This window comes from Thalassospira sp. ABL2_045 (assembly GCF_056161285.1).
Genome location: NZ_JBSWYV010000006.1, coordinates 77570 through 102305, shown reverse-complemented (window position 1 = coordinate 102305; position 24736 = coordinate 77570). Strand labels below are relative to the sequence as shown.

Annotated in this window: 20 protein-coding genes; 13 read left to right on the top strand and 7 right to left on the bottom strand. The window is 54.9% G+C overall.

The annotated features are described in order from the left end of the window. Positions 1-17: 17 nt before the first annotated feature. The gene (locus ACXAIA_RS10740; protein ID WP_475349322.1) at positions 18-917 is read right to left on the bottom strand and encodes a helix-turn-helix domain-containing protein; all 900 of its coding nucleotides are present in this window, start codon (positions 915-917) and stop codon (positions 18-20) included. 371 nt (positions 918-1288) lie between these two features. Here ACXAIA_RS10740 and ACXAIA_RS10735 point away from each other — a divergent pair, with 371 nt between their 5' ends. The 6 genes from ACXAIA_RS10735 (at position 1289) to ACXAIA_RS10710 (ending at position 11393) form a co-directional block, all read left to right on the top strand. Beyond that, on the top strand, positions 1289-3400 hold the full coding sequence (locus tag ACXAIA_RS10735) for a methyl-accepting chemotaxis protein (protein ID WP_475349321.1): 2112 nt from the start codon (positions 1289-1291) through the stop codon (positions 3398-3400). 336 nt (positions 3401-3736) lie between these two features. Continuing rightward, positions 3737-4888 (top strand): efflux RND transporter periplasmic adaptor subunit, encoded by a 1152-nt coding sequence (locus tag ACXAIA_RS10730; protein ID WP_475349320.1) that lies wholly within the window; start codon positions 3737-3739, stop codon positions 4886-4888. A 2-nt stretch (positions 4889-4890) separates the two neighbouring features. After that, complete coding sequence (locus ACXAIA_RS10725) at positions 4891-8082, top strand: efflux RND transporter permease subunit (protein WP_475349319.1); 3192 nt, start codon at positions 4891-4893, stop codon at positions 8080-8082. 1 nt (position 8083) lies between these two features. After that, the gene (locus tag ACXAIA_RS10720) at positions 8084-9535 is read left to right on the top strand and encodes an efflux transporter outer membrane subunit (protein WP_475349318.1); all 1452 of its coding nucleotides are present in this window, start codon (positions 8084-8086) and stop codon (positions 9533-9535) included. A gap of 95 nt (positions 9536-9630) precedes the next feature. Beyond that, a complete protein-coding gene (locus tag ACXAIA_RS10715) occupies positions 9631-10242 on the top strand; it encodes an alpha-ketoglutarate-dependent dioxygenase AlkB family protein (protein ID WP_475349317.1) in 612 nt (203 codons plus the stop codon). Positions 10243-10349: 107 nt separating this feature from the next. Next, entirely contained in the window at positions 10350-11393 is a 1044-nt protein-coding gene (locus ACXAIA_RS10710) for a LacI family DNA-binding transcriptional regulator (RefSeq protein ID WP_475349316.1), read from the top strand. Here the strand turns inward: ACXAIA_RS10710 and ACXAIA_RS10705 are convergent. Next, complete coding sequence (locus ACXAIA_RS10705; RefSeq protein ID WP_475349315.1) at positions 11385-11969, bottom strand: DNA-3-methyladenine glycosylase I; 585 nt, start codon at positions 11967-11969, stop codon at positions 11385-11387. The genes ACXAIA_RS10710 and ACXAIA_RS10705 overlap by 9 nt on opposite strands. A 289-nt stretch (positions 11970-12258) precedes the next feature. Between ACXAIA_RS10705 and ACXAIA_RS10700 the strand changes: the two genes are divergently transcribed. From ACXAIA_RS10700 to ACXAIA_RS10675, 6 genes are all read left to right on the top strand, one after another. Continuing rightward, on the top strand, positions 12259-12555 hold the full coding sequence (locus tag ACXAIA_RS10700; protein WP_475349314.1) for a YggT family protein: 297 nt from the start codon (positions 12259-12261) through the stop codon (positions 12553-12555). A 302-nt stretch (positions 12556-12857) separates the two neighbouring features. Next, complete coding sequence (locus ACXAIA_RS10695) at positions 12858-13190, top strand: DUF167 family protein (RefSeq protein ID WP_475349313.1); 333 nt, start codon at positions 12858-12860, stop codon at positions 13188-13190. Then, the gene (gene folD / locus ACXAIA_RS10690; protein ID WP_475349312.1) at positions 13187-14086 is read left to right on the top strand and encodes a bifunctional methylenetetrahydrofolate dehydrogenase/methenyltetrahydrofolate cyclohydrolase FolD; all 900 of its coding nucleotides are present in this window, start codon (positions 13187-13189) and stop codon (positions 14084-14086) included. The genes ACXAIA_RS10695 and folD overlap by 4 nt, the downstream gene beginning before the upstream one ends. 52 nt (positions 14087-14138) lie before the next feature. Then, positions 14139-15065 carry a hypothetical protein gene (locus tag ACXAIA_RS10685; RefSeq protein ID WP_475349311.1) on the top strand — a complete coding sequence of 309 codons (927 nt, stop codon included), beginning with the start codon at positions 14139-14141 and terminating at the stop codon, positions 15063-15065. A 770-nt stretch (positions 15066-15835) separates the two neighbouring features. Next, positions 15836-16276, top strand: a complete 441-nt coding sequence (locus tag ACXAIA_RS10680; RefSeq protein WP_475349310.1) for a hypothetical protein — start codon at positions 15836-15838, stop codon at positions 16274-16276. Further along, complete coding sequence (locus tag ACXAIA_RS10675) at positions 16273-17181, top strand: hypothetical protein (protein ID WP_475349309.1); 909 nt, start codon at positions 16273-16275, stop codon at positions 17179-17181. The genes ACXAIA_RS10680 and ACXAIA_RS10675 overlap by 4 nt, the downstream gene beginning before the upstream one ends. A gap of 331 nt (positions 17182-17512) precedes the next feature. Here the strand turns inward: ACXAIA_RS10675 and ACXAIA_RS10670 are convergent, their stop codons facing one another. Continuing rightward, positions 17513-19507: an SLC13 family permease gene (locus tag ACXAIA_RS10670; RefSeq protein WP_475349308.1), complete on the bottom strand. Its 1995-nt coding sequence runs from the start codon at positions 19505-19507 to the stop codon at positions 17513-17515. 175 nt (positions 19508-19682) lie between these two features. Here ACXAIA_RS10670 and ACXAIA_RS10665 point away from each other — a divergent pair, with 175 nt between their 5' ends. Beyond that, on the top strand, positions 19683-20921 hold the full coding sequence (locus ACXAIA_RS10665; RefSeq protein ID WP_475349307.1) for a winged helix-turn-helix domain-containing protein: 1239 nt from the start codon (positions 19683-19685) through the stop codon (positions 20919-20921). 97 nt (positions 20922-21018) lie between these two features. Here the strand turns inward: ACXAIA_RS10665 and ACXAIA_RS10660 are convergent, their stop codons facing one another. The 4 genes from ACXAIA_RS10660 to ACXAIA_RS10645 all read right to left on the bottom strand — a co-directional run bounded on the left by ACXAIA_RS10660 (position 21019) and on the right by ACXAIA_RS10645 (position 24627). Continuing rightward, on the bottom strand, positions 21019-21789 hold the full coding sequence (locus ACXAIA_RS10660; RefSeq protein WP_475344168.1) for an SDR family NAD(P)-dependent oxidoreductase: 771 nt from the start codon (positions 21787-21789) through the stop codon (positions 21019-21021). A gap of 78 nt (positions 21790-21867) precedes the next feature. After that, positions 21868-22875: an ABC transporter ATP-binding protein gene (locus ACXAIA_RS10655; protein WP_475349306.1), complete on the bottom strand. Its 1008-nt coding sequence runs from the start codon at positions 22873-22875 to the stop codon at positions 21868-21870. A gap of 38 nt (positions 22876-22913) precedes the next feature. Next, positions 22914-23744 (bottom strand): carbohydrate ABC transporter permease, encoded by an 831-nt coding sequence (locus tag ACXAIA_RS10650; protein ID WP_475344171.1) that lies wholly within the window; start codon positions 23742-23744, stop codon positions 22914-22916. A gap of 10 nt (positions 23745-23754) precedes the next feature. After that, positions 23755-24627 (bottom strand): carbohydrate ABC transporter permease, encoded by an 873-nt coding sequence (locus ACXAIA_RS10645; protein ID WP_475344172.1) that lies wholly within the window; start codon positions 24625-24627, stop codon positions 23755-23757. Between the last annotated feature and the right edge of the window lie 109 nt (positions 24628-24736).

The following is a 24736-nucleotide window of genomic DNA, read 5'->3' as shown; positions in this document are numbered from 1 at the left end:
ATGGGCAGGCATTTGGCTTACGAATCAAGGCTTGCGATAAACGCGCCGGGGCTGACACCCCACATGGTTTTGAAATGCCGGTTCAGATGGCTTTGGTCGGCAAAGCCGGTCGCAGCCGCCGCATCGGCAATGCTCGATCCGTCAAACAACAGCCGTTTGGCCCGACGCAAGCGCATATGATTGAAATAGGTGTGCGGTGGCAATCCGGTTGCTGCCCGGAACACGCGCAGCAAATGAAACCGGCTGAGCCCGGTAATCGCCGCCAGATCATCAAGCGATATGTTCGCATCAAGATGGGCCGCCATATAATCAATCACGGTCTGAACCCGCTTGTCCTCGGACCCCGGCTGATAAAGATAGGGCGGGGCATCGGCATGGCGCAGTGAAAAACGTGCGGCACTATAAAGAAGCTGGCTGTCGCGTTCCAGACGGGTTGCCTCATTCTCCACCCCCGGGCGAAACAGGCGATGGAGCCCTTGCAACTGCAAATGCAATTCCGGGTCCGTCACAACACAATTGCCAAAAAACGGCAGACCGCTGCTTTTGGGGGAAATCTCGCCCACCAGATCGCCAAATACCTTCGGGTCGATGAACATGATCTGGTACTGATAGCCGTCATCGGATGCCGGGCCACCATCATGGACCTGCATCGGGTTCATCATCAAAAGCTGCCCGCGTGCCGCGACATAATTTGTCCCGCGGGTCAAAAAGCGCTCCGCCCCGTTAAGGATCGTGCCAAAGGCGTAATAGTCGTGGCTGTGCTTGGGGAAGGAGAAATTCTTGTAATCGGCTTCGAACATATCAATGCCCTCGGCTGCCCGCCAATGTCGGGCAATCTCGCGGGGACGCGGGGTCGCCGATCGGTGTGACATCTGGCGACGCTGGGCGGCCGTGTTCTGTCGCGCAGCATTTTTCATAGGCCCATTATAACCCCGCTTGGGCGTGCCAGCTTGTACAATATTGTCATGGCGACATTTTAATTGGTGTCATTCCAGAAAATCAGCAAAGGCAGCGCCGACGTAACCTCAAGGAACCGAGTCGCACGGGTTTCCATAAAAAATCGCCTTTTTGCCGCATTCCGAAACGGATAATGACCCTGGTCCAATTGTATAGTGCGTTGTTCATTTGAACATTTTAGATGCGTCAAAATGTTGTTTTGCGCTGCGCAAATGCGCATCCTGCGTCCCGTTTGATGGATGAACAGGGATTTCATCCAACTGAAACAATTCCCGATGCCGCGCGCATGTATGCAGGACCCCAAACGCCTAATTCACTGTTTGGATGTCCCATGTTTCTTGATCGCATTCGTATCGGATCGCGCATCTTTGCCGGCTTCTTTGTGCTGGTGGTTCTGCTTGTCGGTCTGTCGGCCCTGTCATCGACCTATCTGCTGGGCTTTGGCGCCCATGCGGACCGTATCGCCAAAAGCACCGGGCTGGTCGGCCTTGCCAATGAATACGCATTGAACCTTGAACGGCTGTCCAACCAGGTTCTGCTGTTTGCCCAGACCGTCGATGCCCTCGATCGCGATGGCATCACCGCCATCCGCGAAGTTGCCGAGCAAAGCGGCGCGACACTCGTTTCCGAGCTGCGGGCGAATGGCGACCTTGATCGTGCCGATGTACTCGAAAGCCTGAGTGCTGATTACATCGCAACCCTCGAGCCGCTTGTCCTGCGCGCAGAAAACCTGTCTGCTGCGTCCGAAACCATGTTGCTGGGTGCCAATCAGCTCGGCAAATCTGCCGCCCGTCTGGAAGATTTCATTACCAATCGCGATCCGGTAATTGCCGAGAAATTCTCAGACAAGCTTGGGGCGGCCAATCTGGCGGCCATCGTCAATTCTCTGCAATATCCGATCCTGCGTACACCGGAATCCCTTGAAGCGGCCCGCACGCAGACATCGGCCCTGACCGACCTGCAGGAAGAAATCAAATCATCCTTTGATGGCTTGAAGCGCAGCGACAAAAAGCTGTTTTCCTACGCCATCCGCGACAATGACCTGCTCAAGCAGGGCGCCAATCAGCTCGAAGCGTCTGTCGTCGGTTTCCGCCAGTCGATGGATGATTTCAAATCTGCCGTCCGCGAAGTGCAGACCATCACCCAGAATATCCGGTCTGAAGCCATGGCCAACCAGACCGCCTTGGTCGATGCCGCGCACAGTCAGTCGGAAAACTCCGCGCTTACCAACATCGTTGTCGCGGGCATCGGGGTTGTGATCGCGGTTGCGCTTGCCCTTGGCATCGCCATGAGCATCCTGCGTCCGCTTAAACGCGTGAATGGTGACATGACCCGGCTCAGCGAGAATGACACCAACATTACGCTGGCCGATATCAAGCGCCGTGATGAATTCGGCGCCATGTCGCGCACAGTCGCGATCTTCCGGGAAAATGCGCTTAAGATCGAAAAGATGGCCGAAGAACGCATCACCCTTCAGCGCATCGAAGAGGAAAAACGCCGTGCCTCGCTCGGCGCAATGGCCGAAACCATCGAAGGTGAGACCACCGGTCTTGTCAAATCGGTCAATCATCAGGTGACCCGCATGCGCGAAGCCGTGACCGAGGTTGCCGCTGCCGCCGAACGCGTCACAGCCCAGACCGAAACCGCCACCAGTGCTGCTCATGACAGCCAGTCGCATTCCAACGCCATTGGCGATGCGGCCAACCGCCTGCGCGAAGCAATTGTGTCGATTGCCAACCGCGTCGAACATCAACGCGAAATCGCCCAGAATGCCGTCGGCTCGACCGAGGAATCGGCGCGTGCGGTTGATGATCTGCGTGAAGTGGCCACCAGCATCGAACAGATTGTCGATCTGATCCGTGGCATTGCCGGACAGACCAATATGTTGGCCCTGAACGCCACCATCGAGGCCGCCCGCGCAGGCGACGCCGGCAAGGGCTTCGCCGTCGTCGCGGCAGAGGTCAAAAACCTTGCCAGTCAGACCGAACGTGCGACCCAGCAGATCACTGAACATGTCAACGCGATGGGCGCGGTGACCGATCGTTGTGTCGCCTCCATGGAGGATGTCGGGGTAACCGTACGCTCCATGATGTCAATCTCCGAAGAAGTCGCCGGTGACGTTGAACATCAACGCCACGAGACCGAGGAAATCACAGGCGCCATTGCCCTTGCCGGGGATGCTGTGCGCAATGTCGGCACGGCCATCGGTGCTGTGTCCGAAGACATCGACGTCACCCGCAAACTCAGCCTTGATCTGAACCGTCGTGCCGATGAAGTCGATCGCAATGTGACTGAGCTCACAGCGTCCCTCGATCGTGCCGTGGCGTCTGCCGCCGGTGACGAAGAAACCGGTGCGGCTGACGGTGCCAACGATGAAGCCGCAAACTGGCACGAGGACAATTTGGTAGCCTTCCCGCAAGAGCAAAGGCGCGGTGCCGCCTGATTTCCGCTCGCTTGCGCGAACGTCTGGTCTCGATATTAAAAGTTGAACAATCCCGGCCTGCACACCGTATATCAGGTGTGCAGGTCTGTTGCATTTGGCTGATTTTTCCTGTTCAAAACACAGGTTTTATCGGCTGTCAGAATACAAATTGCGACGTTTCTGATACACTTTTTGTGTGGTTCTGACCGGCCTGTTGCAATATCGTTTCGGGCACCGGGATTTCAGAAAAAGCATAAGGCCCCATAGGGGTATGGAATTGAAATACCGACACTTTCCCGGCGCGGGAACAGGGTTTTTAAGGTTGTTTGGTCAGCCCGACTTGGAAGTTCAAATGTGATGGCGCGTAAATCGACGCTTCTGATCGCAGGTGTTGCACTGATTGCAGGTGCGACCGCTGCCTATTTCTTTGCCCAAGACGACATCACGGCGCTGATCGCGCCCGATGCGCAACCCGCAAGCATGGCCCAGCGCGGTGGCGCGGAACGCAGCCTTCCGGTGATTGCCGAATATGCCCGCCTGATGGATGAAAAAACCGTCGTTGAGGCCGTCGGGACTGGCAAATCCGCGCTTGGTGTGTCCATCTATCCTGCGGTGTCGGGTGAAGTTGACGATGTGCTGGTTCGTGCGGGCGCCAAGGTGACCAAAGGTCAGGTGCTCGTCATTCTTGATGCCGAACGTGAACGTCTTGCCCGCGATCTTGCCGCCGTTCAGGCCCGCGATGCCCAGCAGCTTCTTGACCGCTATGAAAAGGCCCGCCCGCTGGGCGCTGTTGCCGAAAGCGAAGTCGACAGCGCACGTACAGCACTCGCCGAGGCCCGCATTGCCCTTGATCAGGCTGAGGTCAATCTGGCCGATCGCACCATTCTCGCCCCGTTTGATGGTATTGTCGGCATTCCGCAGATTGAGGCAGGCGACCGTGTCGACAGTTCCACCGTGCTTGTCACCCTTGATAACATCGAAAGCATTCTGGTCGATTTCGAAGTCGCCGAAACCAGGTTTGACAATGTCCGCCCCGGCCAGTCGGTGCGCGTTGAAACCTGGAGTCTGCCGGGCGAAGTCTTTACCGGGGTGGTGGAATCCATTGGCAGCCGCATTGACCCTGAAAGCCGCACTTTTGCCGTGCGTGCGCGTGTCCCCAATCCCAATAGCCGCCTTCTGGCAGGCATGTCCTTTGCGGTTTATGTCGATATCGAAGGCAAACAATATCCCGCCGTTGCCGAAATATCGGTCCTGTGGGGCGATGAAGGCACCTATGTCTGGCGCATTGATGATGAAAACAAGGTCTCGCGCGTTCCGGTTCGTGTCGTGAAACGCACCAATGGCCGCATCCTGCTCGATGGTGGCCTTTCCGAAGGCGATCTGGTCGTGGTCGAGGGGGTCTTGCGCCTGCGTCCGGGCCGAACTGTTTCTGCCTCGATCCGCGGTGATAATGTTCAGTCTGGCGGCGGTGGCGTTGCCGCCCGCGAAGGTGCGGGCGAGGGATCCTGATCATGGCGACGGGAACCGGCAATAACGATCAAAACGATCTTGCATCGCTCAGTATCCGTCGCCCGGTTCTGATCAGTGTGGTGGCCATGCTGATCATTCTGGCGGGCTTGGCGGCCATGCTGGGGGTGGAAATCCGTGAACTGCCCAATGTTGACCGCCCGACCATCACGGTAACCGCCGACTATGACGGGGCATCGCCTGAAACGGTTGATTCAGAGGTCACCGGCATCCTCGAAAGTGCGGCATCGCGTGTCAGCGGCATCAAGGAAATCAGCTCGCAAAGCGAAGAGGCCAATGCACGTATCCGCATCGAGTTCTATCCCGATGTTGAAATCAACGATGCCGCCAGTGACATCCGCGAAGCCATCAGCCGTGCCGAACGCAGCCTGCCTGACGGGGTTGAAAACATCCGCGTGGTCAAGGCTGATGCCGATGCCAGTGCCATCATGCGCATTGCGGTTGTCAGCAACCGCCTGACCGAAGAAGAACTCGCCAATATTGTCGAAGACCAGATCAGCCCGTCCTTGCTGTCCGTGCCCGGTGTGGCCGAAGTCGGCATAAACGGGGACCGCGAACGTGTCTTGCATGTGCGCGTCGATCCGCTGCGCATGGCAAGTTACGGTCTTTCGGTTCAGGATGTCGCTGACCTTCTGCGCACCGCCCAGTTCGATATTCCGGCCGGCAGTTTTGAATCTTCGGATCAGAAGCTGTTCGTGCGTGCCGATGCCTCTGTCTGGGAGGTTGACCGGCTCAATCAGATGCTGGTGCTCGACGGCGTGCCTCTGGGCGATGTCGCCGATATCTATTATGGCCCGGATGATGCGTCGTCCTATGTGCGCTTGAATGGCCGCACTGTGATCGGGCTTTCCATTACCCGTCAGGCGCAATCAAACACCATCGCCATCTCCAACGGGGTGCGCGACGTCGTTGAACGGCTCAATGCGCAATATGACGATCTTGATGTCTTTGTGAACTCTGACGATGCGGTCTTTATCGAAGGCGCGCTGTGGGAAGTGATCTTCAGCCTCGCCCTTGCCGTTATCATCGTGATCGGGGTGCTTTACCTGTTCCTGCGCTCCTTCACCGCAACATTGATCCCGACCATCACCATTCCGATTGCCCTGATCGGTACGGTGGCGGCCATCTGGGCAATGGGCTTTTCGATCAACATCCTGACCCTTCTGGCACTTGTTCTGGCCACCGGCATGATTGTCGATGATGCGATTGTTGTTCTGGAAAATATTCAGCGCCGTCGTCATCAGGGTCTTGGCTCCATGGCAGCAGCGGTTCTGGGAACCCGTCAGGTCTTCTTTGCGGTCATCGCCACAACGCTGACGCTGATTTCGGTGTTCGTGCCGATTTCCTTCCTGCCCAGCACGGCGGGGCGACTGTTTCGTGAATTCGGCTTTGTTTTGGCCTTTGCCGTGGCGGTGTCTTCCTTTGTCGCGCTCTCGCTCTGTCCGATGTTGGCATCGCGCCTCAAACACATCGATCCGCATGACGGCAAGACCGATGATGCGCCCAATATGCTCGAACACGTCGGCTTCTTTTGTGCCGGGATTTATCGTCGCGTTCTCGAAGCTGCCCTTGGCAGTCCCGTCATCACCCTGATGATCTGTATCGTTGCCGGCGGGACGGCCATTGGTGTCTATACCAGTGTCACGCAGGAACTCCTGCCTGATGAGGATCGCGGTCGTATCCTGGTTTCCATGCGCGGGCCGGACGGGGTTGGCATTGATTATATGGACCGTCAGGTCGAAGCGGTCGAAGACATCCTGCGTCCGGTGGTCGAGGAGGGGGATGCCTATAACATCTACACCATTGTCGGCCTCTGGGACCCGAACCGCGCGCTGGTGATTGCGCCACTGAAACCATGGGAAGAACGCAGCCGCTCGCAACAGGAAATTACCGCCTCTATCCCGGGCGATCTGAATGCGCTTCCGGGCGTGCAGGCCTATATCTGGCAACCCAACAGTCTGGGGCTTCGTGGCGGCACGGGCGAGGGACTTGAATTTGCCCTGACCGGGACAAGCTATCGCACGCTGGCGGAAAATGCCCGCGCCATGCAGCAGGAGATCGAGGCGAATAACCCCGGCCTCACAGGCCTTCGGGTGTCCTATCAAACCACCCAGCCGCAGCTTCTGGTCAATATTGATCGCAAGCGCGCCTTTGATCTTGGCATCCCGATCAAGGAACTTGATACCACGCTCCGCGCAATGATCGAGGGTTATGAAGTCACCGAAATCAATGTCGATGACCAGAATGTGCCGATCAAGCTGCGCAGCGCGCTGGGCAGCATCAATGACCCGTCTGACCTTGAAAACCTGTTTGTCACCGGCACCAACGGTCGTGTCCTGCCACTGTCTTCTGTGATTACGCTAAGCGAAGAAGCGGTTGCCTCCGAACTCGAACGCGAAGGCCAGCAGCGCGCTGTCACCATTTCCGCCAACCTCGCACCGGGCTATACCCTGGCCGAGGCGGTTGGGGATGTGAATACGGTCGGTGATCAGTTGCTGCCACCGGGTGTCGGTATCCTGTTCCTGGGTAACGCGGCGGCCCTTGGCGAAACCGCTAATGATGTGCAGATCACTTTCCTGATTGCGGTTCTTGTCGTGCTGCTCGTGCTGGCCGCGCAGTTCGAAAGCTTTACATCCGCCCTTGTGGTGGTGCTAACCGTGCCGTTTGGTTTGGCGGCGGCCATCTATGCGCTGGCGCTCAGTGGTACGTCGGTCAATATCTATAGCCAGATCGGGTTGGTGATGCTGGTCGGATTGATGGCCAAGAACGGCATTCTGGTTGTCGAATTTGCCGATCAGTTGCGTGATGCCGGCAAGTCCGTCCGCGAAGCGGTGCATGATGCGGCCATGGTGCGCCTGCGTCCGATCATGATGACCATGATTTCGACCGTCCTGGGGGGCTTGCCACTCGTCCTTGGTTCCGGCGCCGGGGCCGAAGCCCGCGCAGCCATCGGCTGGGTCGTATTTGGCGGTCTTGGCTTTGCCACGGTCTTTACCCTGTTCCTGACCCCGGTACTCTATCTGCTGCTGGCGCCGTTGGTTTCGGCCCGTGCCGATGGCGGCAAGAAACTGCAAATTCAGTTGCGCGCCGCAGAAGCCATTCCCGATCACGGCGAGGCCGCATCACATGTCGCCAATGAGCCCGGAAGTGATGGTCTTCAAGGAAGTGCGAAGTAACATGAATAATCCTCACATTTCTGCCGTTTCGGGACTTGCCTTTTTGCTGGCACTGGCCGGGTGTCAATCTGTCGGGCCGGATTACACCGCACCAAGCTTTGATCTGGTCGGCGCCTACACCCCGGAAATCCCGGTGATTGCCGCCAATCAGAATGAGCAGGGCCGCTGGTGGGAAAGCACCACCGATCCGGTTTTAAATGGTCTGATTAATGAGGGGGTCGACAATAATATCGATCTTCAGATCGCGATCAGCCGCATCCGTGCGGCGGCGGCAACCGCACGCGGTGTCGCCGGGGCCAATGGGCCGCAGGTCGGCGCATCGGTTGATGGCTCTGCCAGTCGGTCGACGTCCAGCCGCGCCAGTGGCGATCAGGTCACTGATATGGGTTATGGCGCGGGTATCGATTTCTCCTGGACTGCCGATATCTGGGGCGGCCAGACGCGCGAGGAAGAAGTCGCCGAGGCCGATTATCTTCAGCAGGTCTATCTGCGCGAAGATGTCTATCGCACCATGATTGCCGATATCATCACGAACTATATCGAACTGCGCGGGGCGCAGCGGCGTTTGGCGCTTTTGCAGGACTCGCTTGATCTGCAACGCCAGACCAGCAACATCGTGCAGGTACGCTTGCAGACCGGTCTTGGCTCCGAACTGGATTTGTCACGTGCCCGGGCCGAGGTCGCCGATCTTGAGGCCACCGTACCGATCCTGCAAACCACGATTGATCGTTCGATCAATGCGATCTCGATCTTGGTTGGTGCACAGCCGGGTACCCATCGCGACCTGTTGCTGGACGCGTCACCCTTGCCGGAATTTCAAAGCAGCCCGCCAATTGGCATCCCGGCCGATTTGCTGCGCCGTCGCCCTGACGTGCGCGCCGCTGAATTGGCTCTGATTTCCGCGACTTCACAAATCGGGGTGGAAACGGCTACACTGTATCCGGAATTGTCCCTTGATGGGTCATTGGCACTTGGCGTGACCGGCTATGGCACCGGCCCGATTGTCCGTACCGCCATGGCTGCCATTGGTGCCCTGATTGATGCGACCCTTTATGATGGCGGGGAACGCCGGGCCAATATCTCTGTTGCCGAGGAAGAGGCCGAGCAAGCCTTCCTCACCTATCGCCAGACACTTCTGACTGCGATCGAGGAAGTCGAAAGCGCGATTTACGGTTATGTCGGCGCGGTGGCACAGCGCGATTCCCTGATCGCATCGGTGCAATATCACCGCGAAGCCTTTGAACAATCGCGCGTGCGCTATGTGCAGGGGCTTTCGGACTTTCTTGATGTGCTCGATTCCCAGCGCAGCCTGACGACATCACTGCAATCGCTTGCCGATTCCGAAACCGATCTTGAGCTTGAAACCATCAATCTCTATAGCGCGGCGGGCTTGAGTGTCGAAGATGTCGAACGCTATGCCAATGAGGCGGGTGTTACGCTGGTCAACGGCTAGAAGCTGCTGGAAAAACGCATATATCAGCGAACTGTGGCTTGAGTTTCCCGATCTTTCATCCTAGGTCTTTGGCAATCTGCATTCCGGGGAAAATCATGACCGGCGATCTGTTTGCCAATGAACCACCACGCAACCTTTTGCCTTTCGATGGCGAAGTGCTGTTGCTGCGTGACATCATGGATGATGATGAGGCCGACAAGACCTTTGCCCGGCTGCAAAGCAACATCGTCTGGCAACAGGAAACCGCCAAAATCCATGGCAAGGAAATTCCGGTCCCGCGCCTGACCGCCTGGTATGGCGAGGTCGCCTATCGCTATAGCGGGGTCTACCACCCGGCAAGTCCGTTTCCTTTGATCGTTGCGCCGTTGCGCACACTGGCCGAGGACCTGGCCGGTGCACCTTTCAACACCGTTTTGCTCAACCAGTATCGCGATGGTCGGGACAGCGTTTCGTGGCATGCCGATGACGAAGAAGTTCTCGGCGAAAACCCGGTGATTGCCAGCCTGACCTTCGGACAGGAGCGCCGCTTTCATTTCCGCCACAAGAAGACCGGCGATCGCATCAGTGTTGATCTGCCCCATAACTCGGCACTGATCATGTCGGGCGCGACACAGCATTGCTGGTTGCATCAATTGCCCAAAACCGCGCGTCAGGTCGGCCCGCGCATCAATCTGACCTTCCGCAATACACGCCCGGAAAACCGATAAGGCCTTGGTTGGGTTTGGGGTGAATGTGTTCTGGCCGTAAGGCCCTGCTTCTGGCTATAGTGTCGCCAATTCAAACAGCTAATGACGGTTTCGGGGATAGGGCAGGCATGGCAAAACGCGTAAAACTTCTGGATGTCGCCAAGGCGGCCGGGGTTTCGCAGGGCACGGCCTCCAATGCCTTTGGCAAGCCCGACCTGGTCCGCCCGGAAGTCCGCGAACGCATCTTTGAAGCCGCCAGAGAACTCGGCTATCGCGGTCCGCATGTCATGGCGCGCATGCTGCGCACCGGCAAGGCCGGGGCACTTGGCGTCGTTTTTCCGGATAATCTTGAATATGCCTTTAGCGATCCGGTGGCGATTGAATTGCTGCGCGGGATCGGGCGCGAATGCGCGCGTCATGGGGTGAATGTCATGATCATCTCGGCTGAAAACCCAGAACAGGCGATTACGGCGGTCAACAATGCCGCCGTCGATGCCTTTCTGGTGCATTGCTACTCTGATAATAACGACATCATCAAAGCCATCCAGCGCCGCAACCAACCGCTAATCAGCATCGATACCGACATTGCCGGGGCAGCGGGCACCGTGGTGCTTGATGACTTTGCCGCCGCCAAAAATGCTGCGCAGCATTTGTTGGATTGTGGGGCGTCGAAATTCGCCATTCTCTCGCTGCAGGCAACCGAACATGATCATTTTGGCCCGATGAGCTCCAACCGTCTGGGGGCTGCCAGCCACCGGGTGGTGCGCGAACGTCTGGCCGGTTATCACGCGGCCCTTGAGGCGGCCGGGATTGCCGCAAGTGATGTTGTCCATATCGAATGCGACAACCAGTCAGATCTCAGCGCCAAAATGACGACCGCGCTTATTGCAGACCATCCCGACATCAACGGCATTCTCGCCATGTCGGACGTGATCGCCATTGGCGCCATTGATGCCGCACGCGCCATCGGCCGCAAGGTACCCGGTGACCTCAAGATCATTGGCATTGATGGCATCCCGGCCGGCGAACGCACCGACCCGCCACTCACCACCATGCATCAGGATTCAGTGGAAAAGGGCCGGTTGGCGGCCGAAATGGCCCTGTCCGAAGAACCGGGCAAGACCATCACGCTCGAAACCAGCCTGCTTCTGCGCGGTTCGACCTCAGCTTAACGCCTCGTAGCGGTAACAGTCGGTGGTGTGGTCCATCACGATGCCGGTGGCTTGCAGGAAGGAATAGATGATCGTGGTGCCAACAAATTTCATGCCGCGTTTTTTCAGATCCTTGGAGACGCGGTCACTCAGTTCGGTCGAGACCGGCACGTCTGACATGCTTTTCCAGTGATTGATTACAGGCATTCCTCCTACAAATGACCAGATGTAGGAATCAAAGCTTCCGAACTCTTTCTGGATGTTGAGGAATGTTTGCGCATTTTGAATAGACGCCACGACTTTTAATTTATTTCGAATAATCCCCGGGTCGGCCAGAAGCGCTTCTTTTTTGGCATCATCATAGGCCGCGACCTTAGCGACATCGAAATTGTCATAAGCCGCGCGATAGGTGTCGCGCCGGGCCAGAATGGTCAGCCAGCTCAAGCCCGCCTGAGCCCCCTCAAGGATCAGCATTTCAAAGAAATGCCGGTCATCATGCACCGGAACACCCCACTCGCTGTCGTGATAGTCGACATAAAACGGTTTGTCGGCATGGGTCAGGGCCCAGCCACAGCGTGGTTGATCCGTATCTTTCATGATTATTCCTCCTTTGCTGCCCGCATTCTGGCGTTGATGCGTTCCTGTATACAAGGCGTAATCGGGGCGGGGCTGACATCTCCTGACAGTTTCTGGCAGGGCGTTAAGGGCCTGAGTTTTTCGCGCCTTTGGTGAGCATGATCACAAAGCGATGAAAACTTCGGGCGAATTGCACCAAAATCAACGCTGTGTGCTTGCGTTGGCGGCCATTGCCGACTAGGTTTTGCTGCGTGCAAACATCTTTCCGGGCCCAAAACGTCCATGTGCCCGGCGATTGTAAGGAGCGGCGATGCTGGCGATTTTCTGGCTGATTGACACTGTGGTGGGTATCTACATTTTCATGCTGATTGCATCCGCAATCCTGTCATGGCTTGTGGCGTTCAACGTGATCAATACCAACAACCGGTTCGTCTATATGGTCGGTGATTTCCTCTATCGTGTCACCGAACCGGCATTGCGTCCGATCCGGCGGATCATGCCCGATCTTGGCGGTATTGATATCTCGCCGATTATCCTGATCCTGATCCTGCAATTTGCCAACATGCTGATCCAGACCGATGTCCGGATGGCGCTTGTCGGGTTTTAGGGTCAGCGCCTGCTAATTTGATTTGAATGGCAGACGTTATATTTGCGAAATACAAGGAAAAGACCGCTGAGCGGGGTGGTATCCCGCACAAGGGATTTGACGCGGGAGTTTGCAAATATAACGTCTGTCCTTCGGATTAAACGGATTTGCACGGGCTACTTTGTCGCAAAACCTTGAAAGATGCATATCTTCCTGCGGCTTTGCTCCGCGTATCCGCACAAATCTGTTTAACCATTGAAACCAAATTAGTAGGCCCTGACCCTAATGTCTCATTTCACCTATTAAATTGTCTCATTTAGACAATGTCTGATCACGCGCCCGTGTTACGGTCCGAGCCATCAGGGGTTCGACTGTTCGTTCGGTTGACGCCAAAGGCATCGCGCAACGCGATTGGTGATGTCATGGTCGATGCCAACGGACAGCAGCAGTTGAAAGTTTCTGTGACGGCCGTGCCCGAAAACGGCAAGGCCAATCAGGCGCTGATAAAACTTTTGGCAAAAGCGGCCAAATGTCCTAAATCGTCGGTCAGGATTGTTTCCGGGCAAACTGATCGCACCAAAACGCTGCTGATCGACGGAAATCCCGAAGAGCTGATGGCGAAAATATCCCAACTCACGGGGCGGACAGACATATGAGTGACGCGAAAATCATCGACGGCAAGGCATTCGCAGCCAACCTGCGCACCGACATCACAGCCGAAGTATCAAAGCTTAAATCCGAACATGGCGTAACACCGGGTCTGGCCGTCATTCTGGTCGGCGAAGATCCAGCCAGTCAGGTCTATGTGCGCAACAAGGGCAAGCAGACCCTTGAATGCGGCATGAATTCCTATGAGCACAAGCTCCCCGCGGAAACCAGCGAGGCCGATTTGCTGGCGCTGATCGCCAAGCTTAATGCCGATGAAAACGTGCATGGCATTCTCTGCCAGCTTCCGGTCCCCAAGCACATCAACGAGCAGGCCATTCTGGCCGCCATCGACCCGGCCAAGGATGTGGACGGCTTCCATGTTGTCAATGCCGGCGCCCTGGCAACAGGTGGCGAAGGCTTTGCTCCCTGCACGCCGTATGGCTGCCTGATGTTGCTTAAAGACACCCTTGGTGATCTGTCGGGGAAACGTGCCGTCGTGGTCGGACGTTCGAACATCGTTGGCAAGCCGATGGCGCAGCTGCTGCTGAAAGAAAGCTGCACGGTCACCATCGCCCATTCGCGCACCCGCGACCTTCCCGAAGAAGTCCGCCGTGCCGATATTGTCGTTGCCGCAGTGGGCCGCCCGAACATGATCACGGGCGACTGGATTGCCCCGGGGGCGACCGTGATCGATGTTGGCATCAACCGCATCGACGGCGAAAACGGCAAAACCAAACTGGTCGGCGATGTCGAGTTTGAAACCGCATCCAAAGTTGCTGGCGCCATCACCCCGGTCCCGGGCGGTGTCGGCCCGATGACCATTGCGTGTCTGCTGAATAACACCCTGATCTCTGCCTGCCGTGCGAATGGCGTTGCGGTGCCGAACCTTGGTTTTGATAGTTAAGAAGAGATTTTGAGGCAAAAGTGTAAAAGGCGGCCATAGCGGGCCGCCTTTCTTGGTTTGGAGCCTCTATCACCGTAAAAAACAGAATAGCGGCCATCTCATCCAGTTTGGTGATCATTCTTTCGTAGGTCAGCCGGAAGTAACTAATCCAGATTGGAAATTTCTCTTTACGCCGATAATGTCAAAAAAGTCATACTGGATAGTATTGCTAATTGTTTGGAGAAAAGTGGTGGCAAAAAATTGCAGGTGCGATTCTGCGCCAATAGCATTCGGCGGAATTATTTCCGGCATTGTTTTAAGCGGCTTAATTGGTACTACAGTTTCAGAAGAATATTTTATTCAGTGGGTTAAAGAATTCCAGACGTTAATATCTGGAATAATCGCGCTAGTAGGTGCACTCTTTACTGTAGGTGCTATAAGACGACAAATTAGCTCGTCTGAGCAAAACCACGAGGATTTACTAGAGAGAAATCTTGTCTCAGCGCGAAGCGTACTGCCAATGGCGCTTTCTGAATTGGTGACTTACGGCGAAAGTTGCCTCTCAGTTTCTTTTCTGATGGCTAAGGGGCACGAGATCGAACCCCTAAAAAAACTATCAGGAAGTCATAATGATGTTTTCCGGGAAGTGATCAAATACGCTCCTCAAGAACGTCAAGAACAGATGGCGGAATTGTTAGCTCATTTACAGGTTCAAATATCTCGTATGACGCGTGAGGTTGCTGAATATCGCCCAATGGGTAGAGAGGAAATTCTCTATGCGATTAGGATCGGCGATGAAGACCCTAATAAGCGAGAAAACATACTTGATGCAGCAAAGCTGATTTTTCAGGCAGAGGATTTGTTCTGTTTTGCAAGGAGAGTTAATGAAGAAGAGGAAAGAAGCGGAATACAAAGATTTAGAGGCTTAATGATTAGGTTAAGGCTTAATCCCGAAGACTGGCCGAATTTGCTCGACGCAGCAACTCGGCGTTTCACATGAAAAATGTAAACGCTTTATCCTTTCTCTAATGTCGTAAAATATATTAATTTTTCAATGGCTTATGTCGCGCTGGCATCGTCATTGGCTGGAGTAAAATCACAACGGCCAAACCCATGGAAGAGTCGGTGCGCCAACCGCAACCACAATGATCTCAATTGGTAAGCCGAGGCGCCAGTAGTCGCCGAAGCGGAAGCCGCCGGGACCAAGGATGAGGGTGTTGTTCTGATGGCCGATCGGGGTCAGGAGGGCGGAGATGCGCCGATGTCGACTGTTTTGTAGAGGGAGCCGGGCTTAACCACTTGGCGGTGGTAAGCAGTTTGACGATTACAATGCTGTTGTTCAGGCATCAATTGCCCGGCAGGGTATCGCTTGAGGGTGGGCCGTTGGAGATTGGATCGCCAAGTCCCCAATGATCCAACATATGGACCTAGGGCTGCAATGCCATGCGGCCGTACATCGCTCTGTCTATGCAAACATTAGAAAGTGTGCTTCAAAAATCCAGCGAATGATCATCTTCAGGCTGGTCGAGAAGTGTCAAGCTATTTTAGGACAGTACAGTTTCTATCTCTTTCGCCCCGGTTTACCTTTATAATATTTGAGCTAAGAATGGCTTGTGAGCGTAACCATTTTACTTTTTTGTTATCTGTATATGAAGTCTGGAAGCCGCTAAAAGGCCTTTACGGTGGCCAAAAGTTCAATCTATAGTTGCTTTAGGCTTCTTGGTCGAATGTTGAGCGAATTGTTGCTCGCATTGTTGAGAGGGAAAATAAGTGGTCGAGCAAAATTTGGAAGCTGGCAATATTGATATTGCAAAGCAAACTATCTTGACGGTTCTCGAAGGAGACCCTTCTTTTAGCAAAGAAGGTGTTTTAACGGCACGGATTGGAGAGTTATTTAAGAAAAATCATCCTGATGGGAAAGCTTTTAAGGAGATTTTTCCTAACGAAAATATCTCGAAGTTTATTTTGGATTATCTATCCGATAAAGTTAGGCTTTTAAAGGATTCAAACAATCCTATACGAATATATGCAAAAAGTGCTCAGTATGATTCAAATAAACATGAGTCGGTTTACTTGGGGCCTTTGTCTTCTAAAATGCCAAAAAAATTGGAGAAGCTTCGGGCGTTTCTGCTTTCTCTCAGCTCAGATGATAGGGCTAAGTTTGAAATGGATGGAAACTTAATTTTGTCTTTGCTGAAGGATGAGTCGTGAAGCGATATTTGTTGAGTGTGATCGGTTTTACGCAGGTTGACTTAGATGTGCTTCAACACAAAATCGCAGAAAAAGGCTATGCTGACAGAGTGCGTTTAATTGCACAGCCATATCCAGCTAAGAAAAGTTCTGAGCAGATTTCTTTTAAGCAAAAGGATTTGTCGTTTGCGTCAAATGCAACTTATGATGCCTTGTTTGGAGAGCAAGGGAGGACGCGCTTTTGTAATAACGATCAAAAAACGTGTGCTTTAAAGTTTGGGCGAGGCAAAAAGACTTGCTTGAACCACGACCCTTCACGTTGTCGAGACAGTAGACCTGATGTAATTCTTCTGGTCTATCTGGCTCGTTCAAATTACAAAATCGGGGGGCGACTTGGTAGGTATGCTCTGCCGGTAAAGTGTCCTGTCGAATTATTTGGAAAGAGTATACAGTTAGCAAGTTATTGCATTGAGCAAGTGGAGCTAATTGAGAGTAATCAGTACTGGGTCTTATTTGACAAGCTGGATACTCGTAATTATCTTTTATTACCGCATCGTAATTTTAAAAACCATAAACGCAGTGAAAATGTGAATGGTATCCAGAGTGTTGGCGATTTTTTTAAATATTCACTTTTTTTGAAGAAAGAGCTCCAAAGGAGAGGTGGAAAGATTGTTGATGAGCGCAATTTTGAGTTCAAGCGCGACAAGCCTCATCGTTTTCCAAGTTCTAATGTCTCTCGTGTGGATTGGCTTAACGCTCACTACCGATACGGTTTTCGTTTTGATTTTCGGCATCATTATGATGTTACTTCTAAGGACGATGGTCTTGTCGAAAATGCTAAAATGTTAGATATTATTAATGATAGTGACAAAGTGTATAGTAGTGATCACCTGAATATCTTTCCTAACGATGAAGTGCAAATTTAGGCAGTTCACGAAAGAAAACCCTGCCCACAAAGGTGAGCAGGGTTAAAACTTTTTGCCCAAGATTGCATTGCCACAATGAACAACATTTGCAAATGTACCGTTCATTGGAGGTTCTTTCGTACCAGCTTTAATGTACACTCAAGCTTCACAGAAAGACAGGGGTCTCACTGCTCACCGTGGGCAAGTACCATAAGTACATAAGTGAACAGCTATTCCAACCTAGCTTCGAAGATATGGATTCAATAGCTCATTTTGTCAAATTGTTTCTTCCAGAATTATCAATATAAAGCGTTTTTCAGAAAGATAACTCAGTCGCAGTGGTTGAGTTTGACTACAGCGGCCAAACCCATAGAAGTGTCGGGACCCCAACTGCCACAACAATGATCTCGATTGGCAGGCCGAGGCGCCAGTAGTCGCTGAAGCGGAAGCCGCCGGGGCCGAGGATGAGGGTGTTGTTCTGATGGCCGATGGGGGTGAGGAAGGCGCAGGATGCGCCGATGGCGACTGCCATCAGGAACGGGTCGGAGCTGGCATCCAGTCGCGCGGCACTGCCAATCGCAATCGGACACATCACGGCCGCGGTGGCGGCATTGTTCATGAAATCAGAAAGCGTCATGGTGACGACCAGGATCAGGCCGACCGCGATTACCGCATTGCCCTGGGCGACGGATTCCAGCAAGAAGCGCGCGATCAGATCGGCACTGCCGGTACTTTCCATGGCATTGGCAACCGGGATCAGGGCGGCGAGCAGAACCACCACGGGCCAATCGACCGCATCATAAAGGGTGCGGGGTGAAACAACCCCTACAAGCAAGGTTGCCAGCACACCCAGCGCGAAGGCAATGGCGGCGGGCAGGATGCCAAAGGCGGCAAGGGCGATGGCAATCGCCATGATACCGGTCGCCTTGAGCGCCTGGGTCTTGTCACCAAGGTTGAGCGACCGTTCGGCCAGCGGCACACAGCCCAGACGGTTGCCAAATTCATGAATGGCAGCCGGTGTGCCCTGCATCAGCAGCACGTCACCGGCGCGCATTTTCATCGTGCGCAGGCGGCTCATGGAGCGGTGGCCCTGACGGGAGATCGCGAGCAGGTTAACGCCATAGCGGCTCCGAATGCGGATATCGGCAGCCGACCGGCCGATAAAGGCAGCGTTTGGCAGAACCGCGACCTCGATCAGGGAAATGTCGTCGGACTGGACGGGCTTTTTGTGTGGTTCGGATTCTTTTTCGGCGTCTTCTTCGGTCGTATCTTCATGCGCATCGTTTTTGTGCGCAGCAATTTCTTTCTCGGCGGGTTTTGCCGCCTGTTGTGCCTTGGGTTTTGTTGCTTCTTCGGCGTCGTCTGATGCCTCGGACTCTTCTACTGCTTCCGCTTCTTTATCCTCAGGCGCCTTTTGTTTTTCCGCCTCCTTGGCGGCTTCCTTGGCGCGCGCATCGCGCCATTCGGCTTCAAGGGTGAGTTCAAGACTGCCAAGCGCGCTTGAAAGACCTTCGGGATCGGCTTCGATCAGAAGGATGTCGTCCTGATGGAGTTCGCGAAACGGGCTTGGGGCCGGGATGCGGGTTTCATTGCGGATCAGGCCAATGATCTGGGCGTCGGACTTTTCAAGTTCGTTGTTGATATCACGCAGCAACATGCCGATGGCCTTGCTGCCTTCGGTAATGCGGGCCTCGGTCAGGTAGGAGCCGGTTTCAAACCCTTCGGCACCGGCGCGTTCGCGGGTTGGCACCAGAAAACGGCCCAAGAGAATGACAAACAGCAACCCGGCAAGCGCGATGGCGATCCCGACCGGGCTGTAATCAAACATCGAAAAGCCCGATCCGGTTGCCTCGGCCCGAAAGCCCGAAACGATCAGGTTGGGGGGCGTCCCGATAAGGGTCGTCATCCCGCCCAGGATCGAGCCGAAAGCCAGCGGCATCAAAATCTTGCCCGGTGGCAGGTTCTGTTTGTTGGCGATCTGAAGGGCGATGGGCATCAAAAGCGCCAGAGCCCCGACATTGTTCATAAAGGCCGACAGGACAGCAGCCAGAAGACTAAGGGCGGCCATGGTCACAAACGGGCCGGCCGATTGCGGCAGGACGGTCCGCGACAGGGTGTCGACGGCCCCAGATCGCTGCAGAGCGGAGGACAGAATGAGGATACAGGCGACCGTGATGACGGCCGGATGGCCAAAGCCGACAAAGGCCCCGTCGGTCGGGACCAGACCCAGAACCACACAGGCCAGAAGTGAGGCCATCGCAACCATGTCATGGCGCCAGCGCCCCCATAAAAACAGCACAACCGTGCCAAGCAGTACGGCCAGAATCATGATCTGCGGGGTGGTCATTCGGGCTGTCCTGTTTGTTGGGGCGTCATTGATTGATTGTTGCCTGAAGCCTATGAGCGTCGCGGGATTCGGTCAAGCGCATCAACCGCGAACGTGTGGAAATCATCCTGCCAGAATTGTCAGGAGGCTGTGTTAGTATCACCCTGTTTCCATTTAAGAAATTACATGTGTTCTGATGCCAATTGACAGTGCCGCCATGCCATCGCCCGTCGTTTCGATTTCCGCCAAACAGGCGCGTAATCTGGCCCTTGTCGGGCAGGGGTTTGATGCCAACCCGGACCGGGATGTGACCAAGCGCCGGATTTTGAAGACCATCCGGGCGACCAACATGCTGCAGGTCGATAGTGTCAATGTTCTGACGCGCGCACATTACATGCCGGTCTTTTCACGGCTGGGCGTTTATGACCCGAAACTGCTTGATGAAATGGTCTGGGGGAATGCCCGTCAGCGCAAGCTGTTTGAGTATTGGGGCCATGAAGCATCGATGATCCCGGTTGAGGATTATCATCTTTATCGCTGGCGGATGCGCGATGCCGAGCAGGGCTTGGGCACCTGGGGCAATATCGCACGGGTTCAGCGTGAACAGCCTGATCTGATTGACAATATCCTGCGCCATATCGACCGCGAAGGGGCGGTTGCCGCCAGTTCACTCGAAACCGAGGAACGTAGCAGCGAGAAATGGTGGGGCTGGTCAAACACCAAGACCGCGATGGAATATCTGTTCTGGAGCGGTCAGGTTATGGCGCGCAAACGGCGCAGCAGTTTTGAGCGCGAATATGATCTTCCCCATCGCATTATCGGCGATGCGGCCCACGCACCTGACCGGGATCGGCAGGACGCGATGTGTGATCTAATCTGTCAGGGGATTGCCGCCATGGGGGTGGCTAGCGAGATTGATCTGCGCAAATATTTCCGCCTGCCAACCGATGAAACCAAGGCCTGTCTGGCGCGCCTTGTTGAAGAAGGCCGCTTGTTGCGGGCCGATGTCGAAGGCTGGAAACAGCCGGGTTATCTATGCCCGAAGGTCAATCCAAGGTCACGCGCCAAACCGACTTGTCTGATGGTGCCGTTTGATCCGGTGATGTGGGAACGTGACCGGGTAGAGCGGATATTCGGCTTTATCTATCGGATCGAGATTTATGTTCCCGCCGAGAAACGCGAATACGGCTATTACGTTTTGCCATTCATGTTAAATGGCGAGTTTGTTGCGCGTGTGGATTTGAAGTCGGACCGGCAGGCCGGGGTGCTTCGGGTGCAAAGTGCGCATCTGGAAAACCATGCGAAGGCCGCCAATGTGGCCGGGCCGCTGATGGAAAACCTGATGCGGCTTTCGGTCTTTTTGGGACTGGACGGGGTCGAGGTCATGCCCGCCAATGACTTCTCGAGATATCTTGCCAGTGCGGCGATAAGGTAAACGGGGCGCAGGTCCCACATCCGCGCCCCGTCTATCCGTCATCCTGGCTGACCACAAAAGCTTCAGGACATTGTGGTCATTATTGTCGCACCTGGCCTTACCAGCAGGTGTAACCCCCATCTGCCAGAACGATGGACCCTGTCATCAGGCTGGAAGCGTCCGATGCAAGGAACAGGACAACCGATCCGATTTCTTCGGTCAGGCCCAGACGGGCCATCGGGGTGCCATTGATCCAGGCGTCATACATTTCCGGCTTGGATTTCACGAACTCATTAAGCGGGGTCGCGATATAGGTCGGTGCAACCGCATTGACGCGCACACCACGTGCGCCCCACTCGGCGGCAAGCGATTTGGTCAGGTGATGAACCGCGGCCTTGGAGGCGTTGTAATAGGCCTGTTCCTGCGGCTTGTTGACGATGAAGCCCGACATGGAACCGACATTGACGATGACGCCGTTTTCCTTGGCCAGCATCTGCTTGCCGAATTCACGGCAGCACCAGAAGGTGCCGTTCAGGTTGACATCAATGACGTTGAGCCAGTGTTCATCGGTCACGGTTTCGGCCGGCGTTTCGGAACGCGCGATGCCGGCATTGTTGACAAGGATGTCAACGCCGCCCTGCTTGGCCATTTTTTCAGCGCTGTCGCGGACCTGATCGGTGTTGGTGACATCCATGATGTCGATGTCAGCGGAGTAACCTTTGGATTTCAGGTAATCGCGGCCTTCTTCGGCAACGCCGTCACTGATATCGCCGATGATGACATGGGCGCCTGCTTCGGCAAGAGCTTCGCAGCAGGACAGGCCGATGGCGCGACCGCCACCGGTGACATAGGCCCGACGGCCGGTAAGATCGAACTTTTTCAGGTACATTTTGGACTCACAATTATCTTGGTTGGTAAGACGGGACCGTAATGCGTGTGGGACATTGCGATCCGGTTCATGCACGTATCAGGATTTGCCCAGCGCTAGCCCGTGGGCGTCAAAGCGATGGAGGCGATCCTGTTCCGGGGTCAGGAAAATTTTGTCATGTTCGCCCAGCGGAACTTCGCCGGTAGCACGGACTGTCATCGGGCCATAACCGTCGGCCTCGACATGCAGATAGGTTTCTGCACCAAGGTGTTCGGCGATTTTGACCGTTGCGGGGATTTCCCCGGCTTCCGTGCTGACAGCGACATGTTCCGGGCGAATGCCGATTTCGTGGCAATTGTGTTTTTGTGCAAGCTCCCCGCCCAGGAAGTTCATTTTCGGTGATCCGATGAAGCCCGCGACAAACTTGTTGGCCGGGTTGTTGTAGAGTTCCATCGGTTGGCCGACCTGCTCGACGCGGCCGGCCTGAAGAACCACGATCTTGTCGGCCATGGTCATGGCTTCGACCTGATCGTGGGTCACGTAGATCATGGTGGTTTTGAGTTCCTGATGCAGACCGGTGATTTCAAGCCGCATGTTCACACGCAGGGCGGCATCAAGGTTGGAAAGCGGTTCGTCAAACAGGAAGGCGGCCGGGTTGCGGACAATCGCACGACCGATGGCGACACGCTGACGCTGACCACCCGAAAGCGCGCTTGGGCGGCGTTCGAGATAGTCGGTCAGGTTCAGGATCTTGGCCGCAGACTGGACTTTCTCTTCGATAACTTCCTTGCTTTCGCCAGCCATTTTCAGGCCAAAAGCAATGTTGTTATAGACCGTCATATGCGGATAGAGCGCATAGGACTGAAAGACCATGGACAAGCCGCGTTTGGCCGGGGCCTCGTTTGCGACATCCGTGCCATTGATCAGGATTTTGCCATCGGTGACGTCTTCAAGTCCGGCAATCAGGCGCAAAAGCGTTGATTTGCCACAGCCCGACGGGCCAACAAAGACAACGAACTCGCCATCATTGATATCAAGATCGACACCGGGAATGACGTCCAGTGTGCCGAAGGTTTTCTTGACTTTCTCCAGTCGGATAGCACCCATTTTGGTGTTCCTTCTTCCAGATTTCTATCAGGCTGCGGTTACTTGACCGCGCCGAATGTCAGACCACGAACCAGCTGTTTCTGAGAGAACCAGCCAATCACGAGAATTGGGGCAACCGCGAGCGTCGATGCGGCTGAAAGCTTCGCCCAGAACAGGCCCTCGGGGCTTGAATAGGAGGCGATGAAAGCTGTCAGCGGGGCTGCATCAGACGTTGTCAGGTTGAGCGTCCAGAAGGCTTCGTTCCATGCCAGGATCACATTGAGCAGCATGGTCGATGCAATGCCCGGAACCGCCATGGGCAACAGCACAAAGATGATTTCCTTGGGCAGGGTTGCGCCATCCATGCGGGCCGCTTCGAGAATGTCGGTCGGGATTTCCTTGAAATAGGTGTAGAGCATCCAGACCATGATCGGCAGGTTCATCAAAAACAGAACCATGATCAGACCAAAGCGGGTATCAAGCAGTCCCCAATCACGGAACAGCAGATAGATCGGGACCAGAACGCCGACCGGCGGCATCATCTTGGTCGAAAGCATCCAAAGAAGCGCATCCTTGGTCCGTTTGGTCGGATTGAATGCCATTGCCCATGCGCAAGTCACGGCAAAGACCAGACCGACAAGGGTGGATCCGACAGCCAAGATGACCGAGTTCATGGCGAACTTGAAATAGTTCGAGCGTTCCTGAACTTCGACATAGTTTTCCAGCGTCCAGTCAAACGAGATGAAGCTGGGCGGAATGGAAACGGCTTCGAGTTCTGTCTTGAAGCTGGTCAGCACCATCCAGAAGATCGGGAAGAAGATCAGAAGACCCACGATCCACGCAAAGACAGAGAAGCTGACATAGCCAAGGGGTGTCTGTTTGTTTTCCATGTCGTGGCCCCTATTTGTCCAGGTTCTTGCCGATAAGGCGGATCAGGAAGATCGCCACGATATTGGCCAGAATGACCGCAACAATGCCGCCAGCAGAAGCACCACCTACATCGAATTGCAACAGCGCCTGCGTATAGACGAGGAAGGCGATGTTGGTCGTTGCCAGACCCGGGCCACCACCAGTGGTGACAAAGATTTCGGCAAAGACGGTCAGCAGGAAGATGGTTTCGATCAGGACAACCACCGTGATCGCACGGCTGAGGTGCGGCAGGGTGATATAGAAGAAGATCGAGATCGGCCCGGCACCGTCCATCTGGGCGGCTTCTTTCTGATCGCGGTCAAGCGACTGAAGGGCGGTCAGAAGGATGAGCACAGCAAAGGGCAACCATTGCCAGGACACCATGATGATGATCGAGGTCAGTGGCGCGTTGGTAAACCAGTCGATCGCGGGCAGGCCAAACAGGCTGGCGATCCAGGCAAACATGCCTGACACCGGATCCATCAAAAGGTTTTTCCAGACCAGCGCGTTCACGGTCGGCATGATGAAGAATGGTGCGATCACCAGCAGGCGCAGGATGCCGCGGCCAAAGATCGGCTGATCAAGCATCAGGCCCAGCAGAATGCCACCCACCACGGTGATGACCAGAACCGATCCGACCAGCAACAGGGTGTTGGCAAGGGACGCGAAGAACGCCGGATCTGTCAGGAAGAATTCGTAGTTAAGTGTTCCGATCCACTCTTCCATACCCGGCGACAACAGGTTGTAGCGCAGGAAGGAGAAGTAAATCGTCATGCCCAGCGGGACGGCCATCCACAAGAACAGGACGATGATCGACGGTGCGGACATGATGCGCCCGGTAAGGGTCGAGGCCCGTGTCGACATGATGTGCTCCCCGAAATTACGTTTGTGTCCTTAGGTCCTGAGCTTGGCCCTTAAGGGAAAAAAAGGGCGGTGCGTTTTGCAACCACCACCCAAGTTTCTCTCAGGTTAA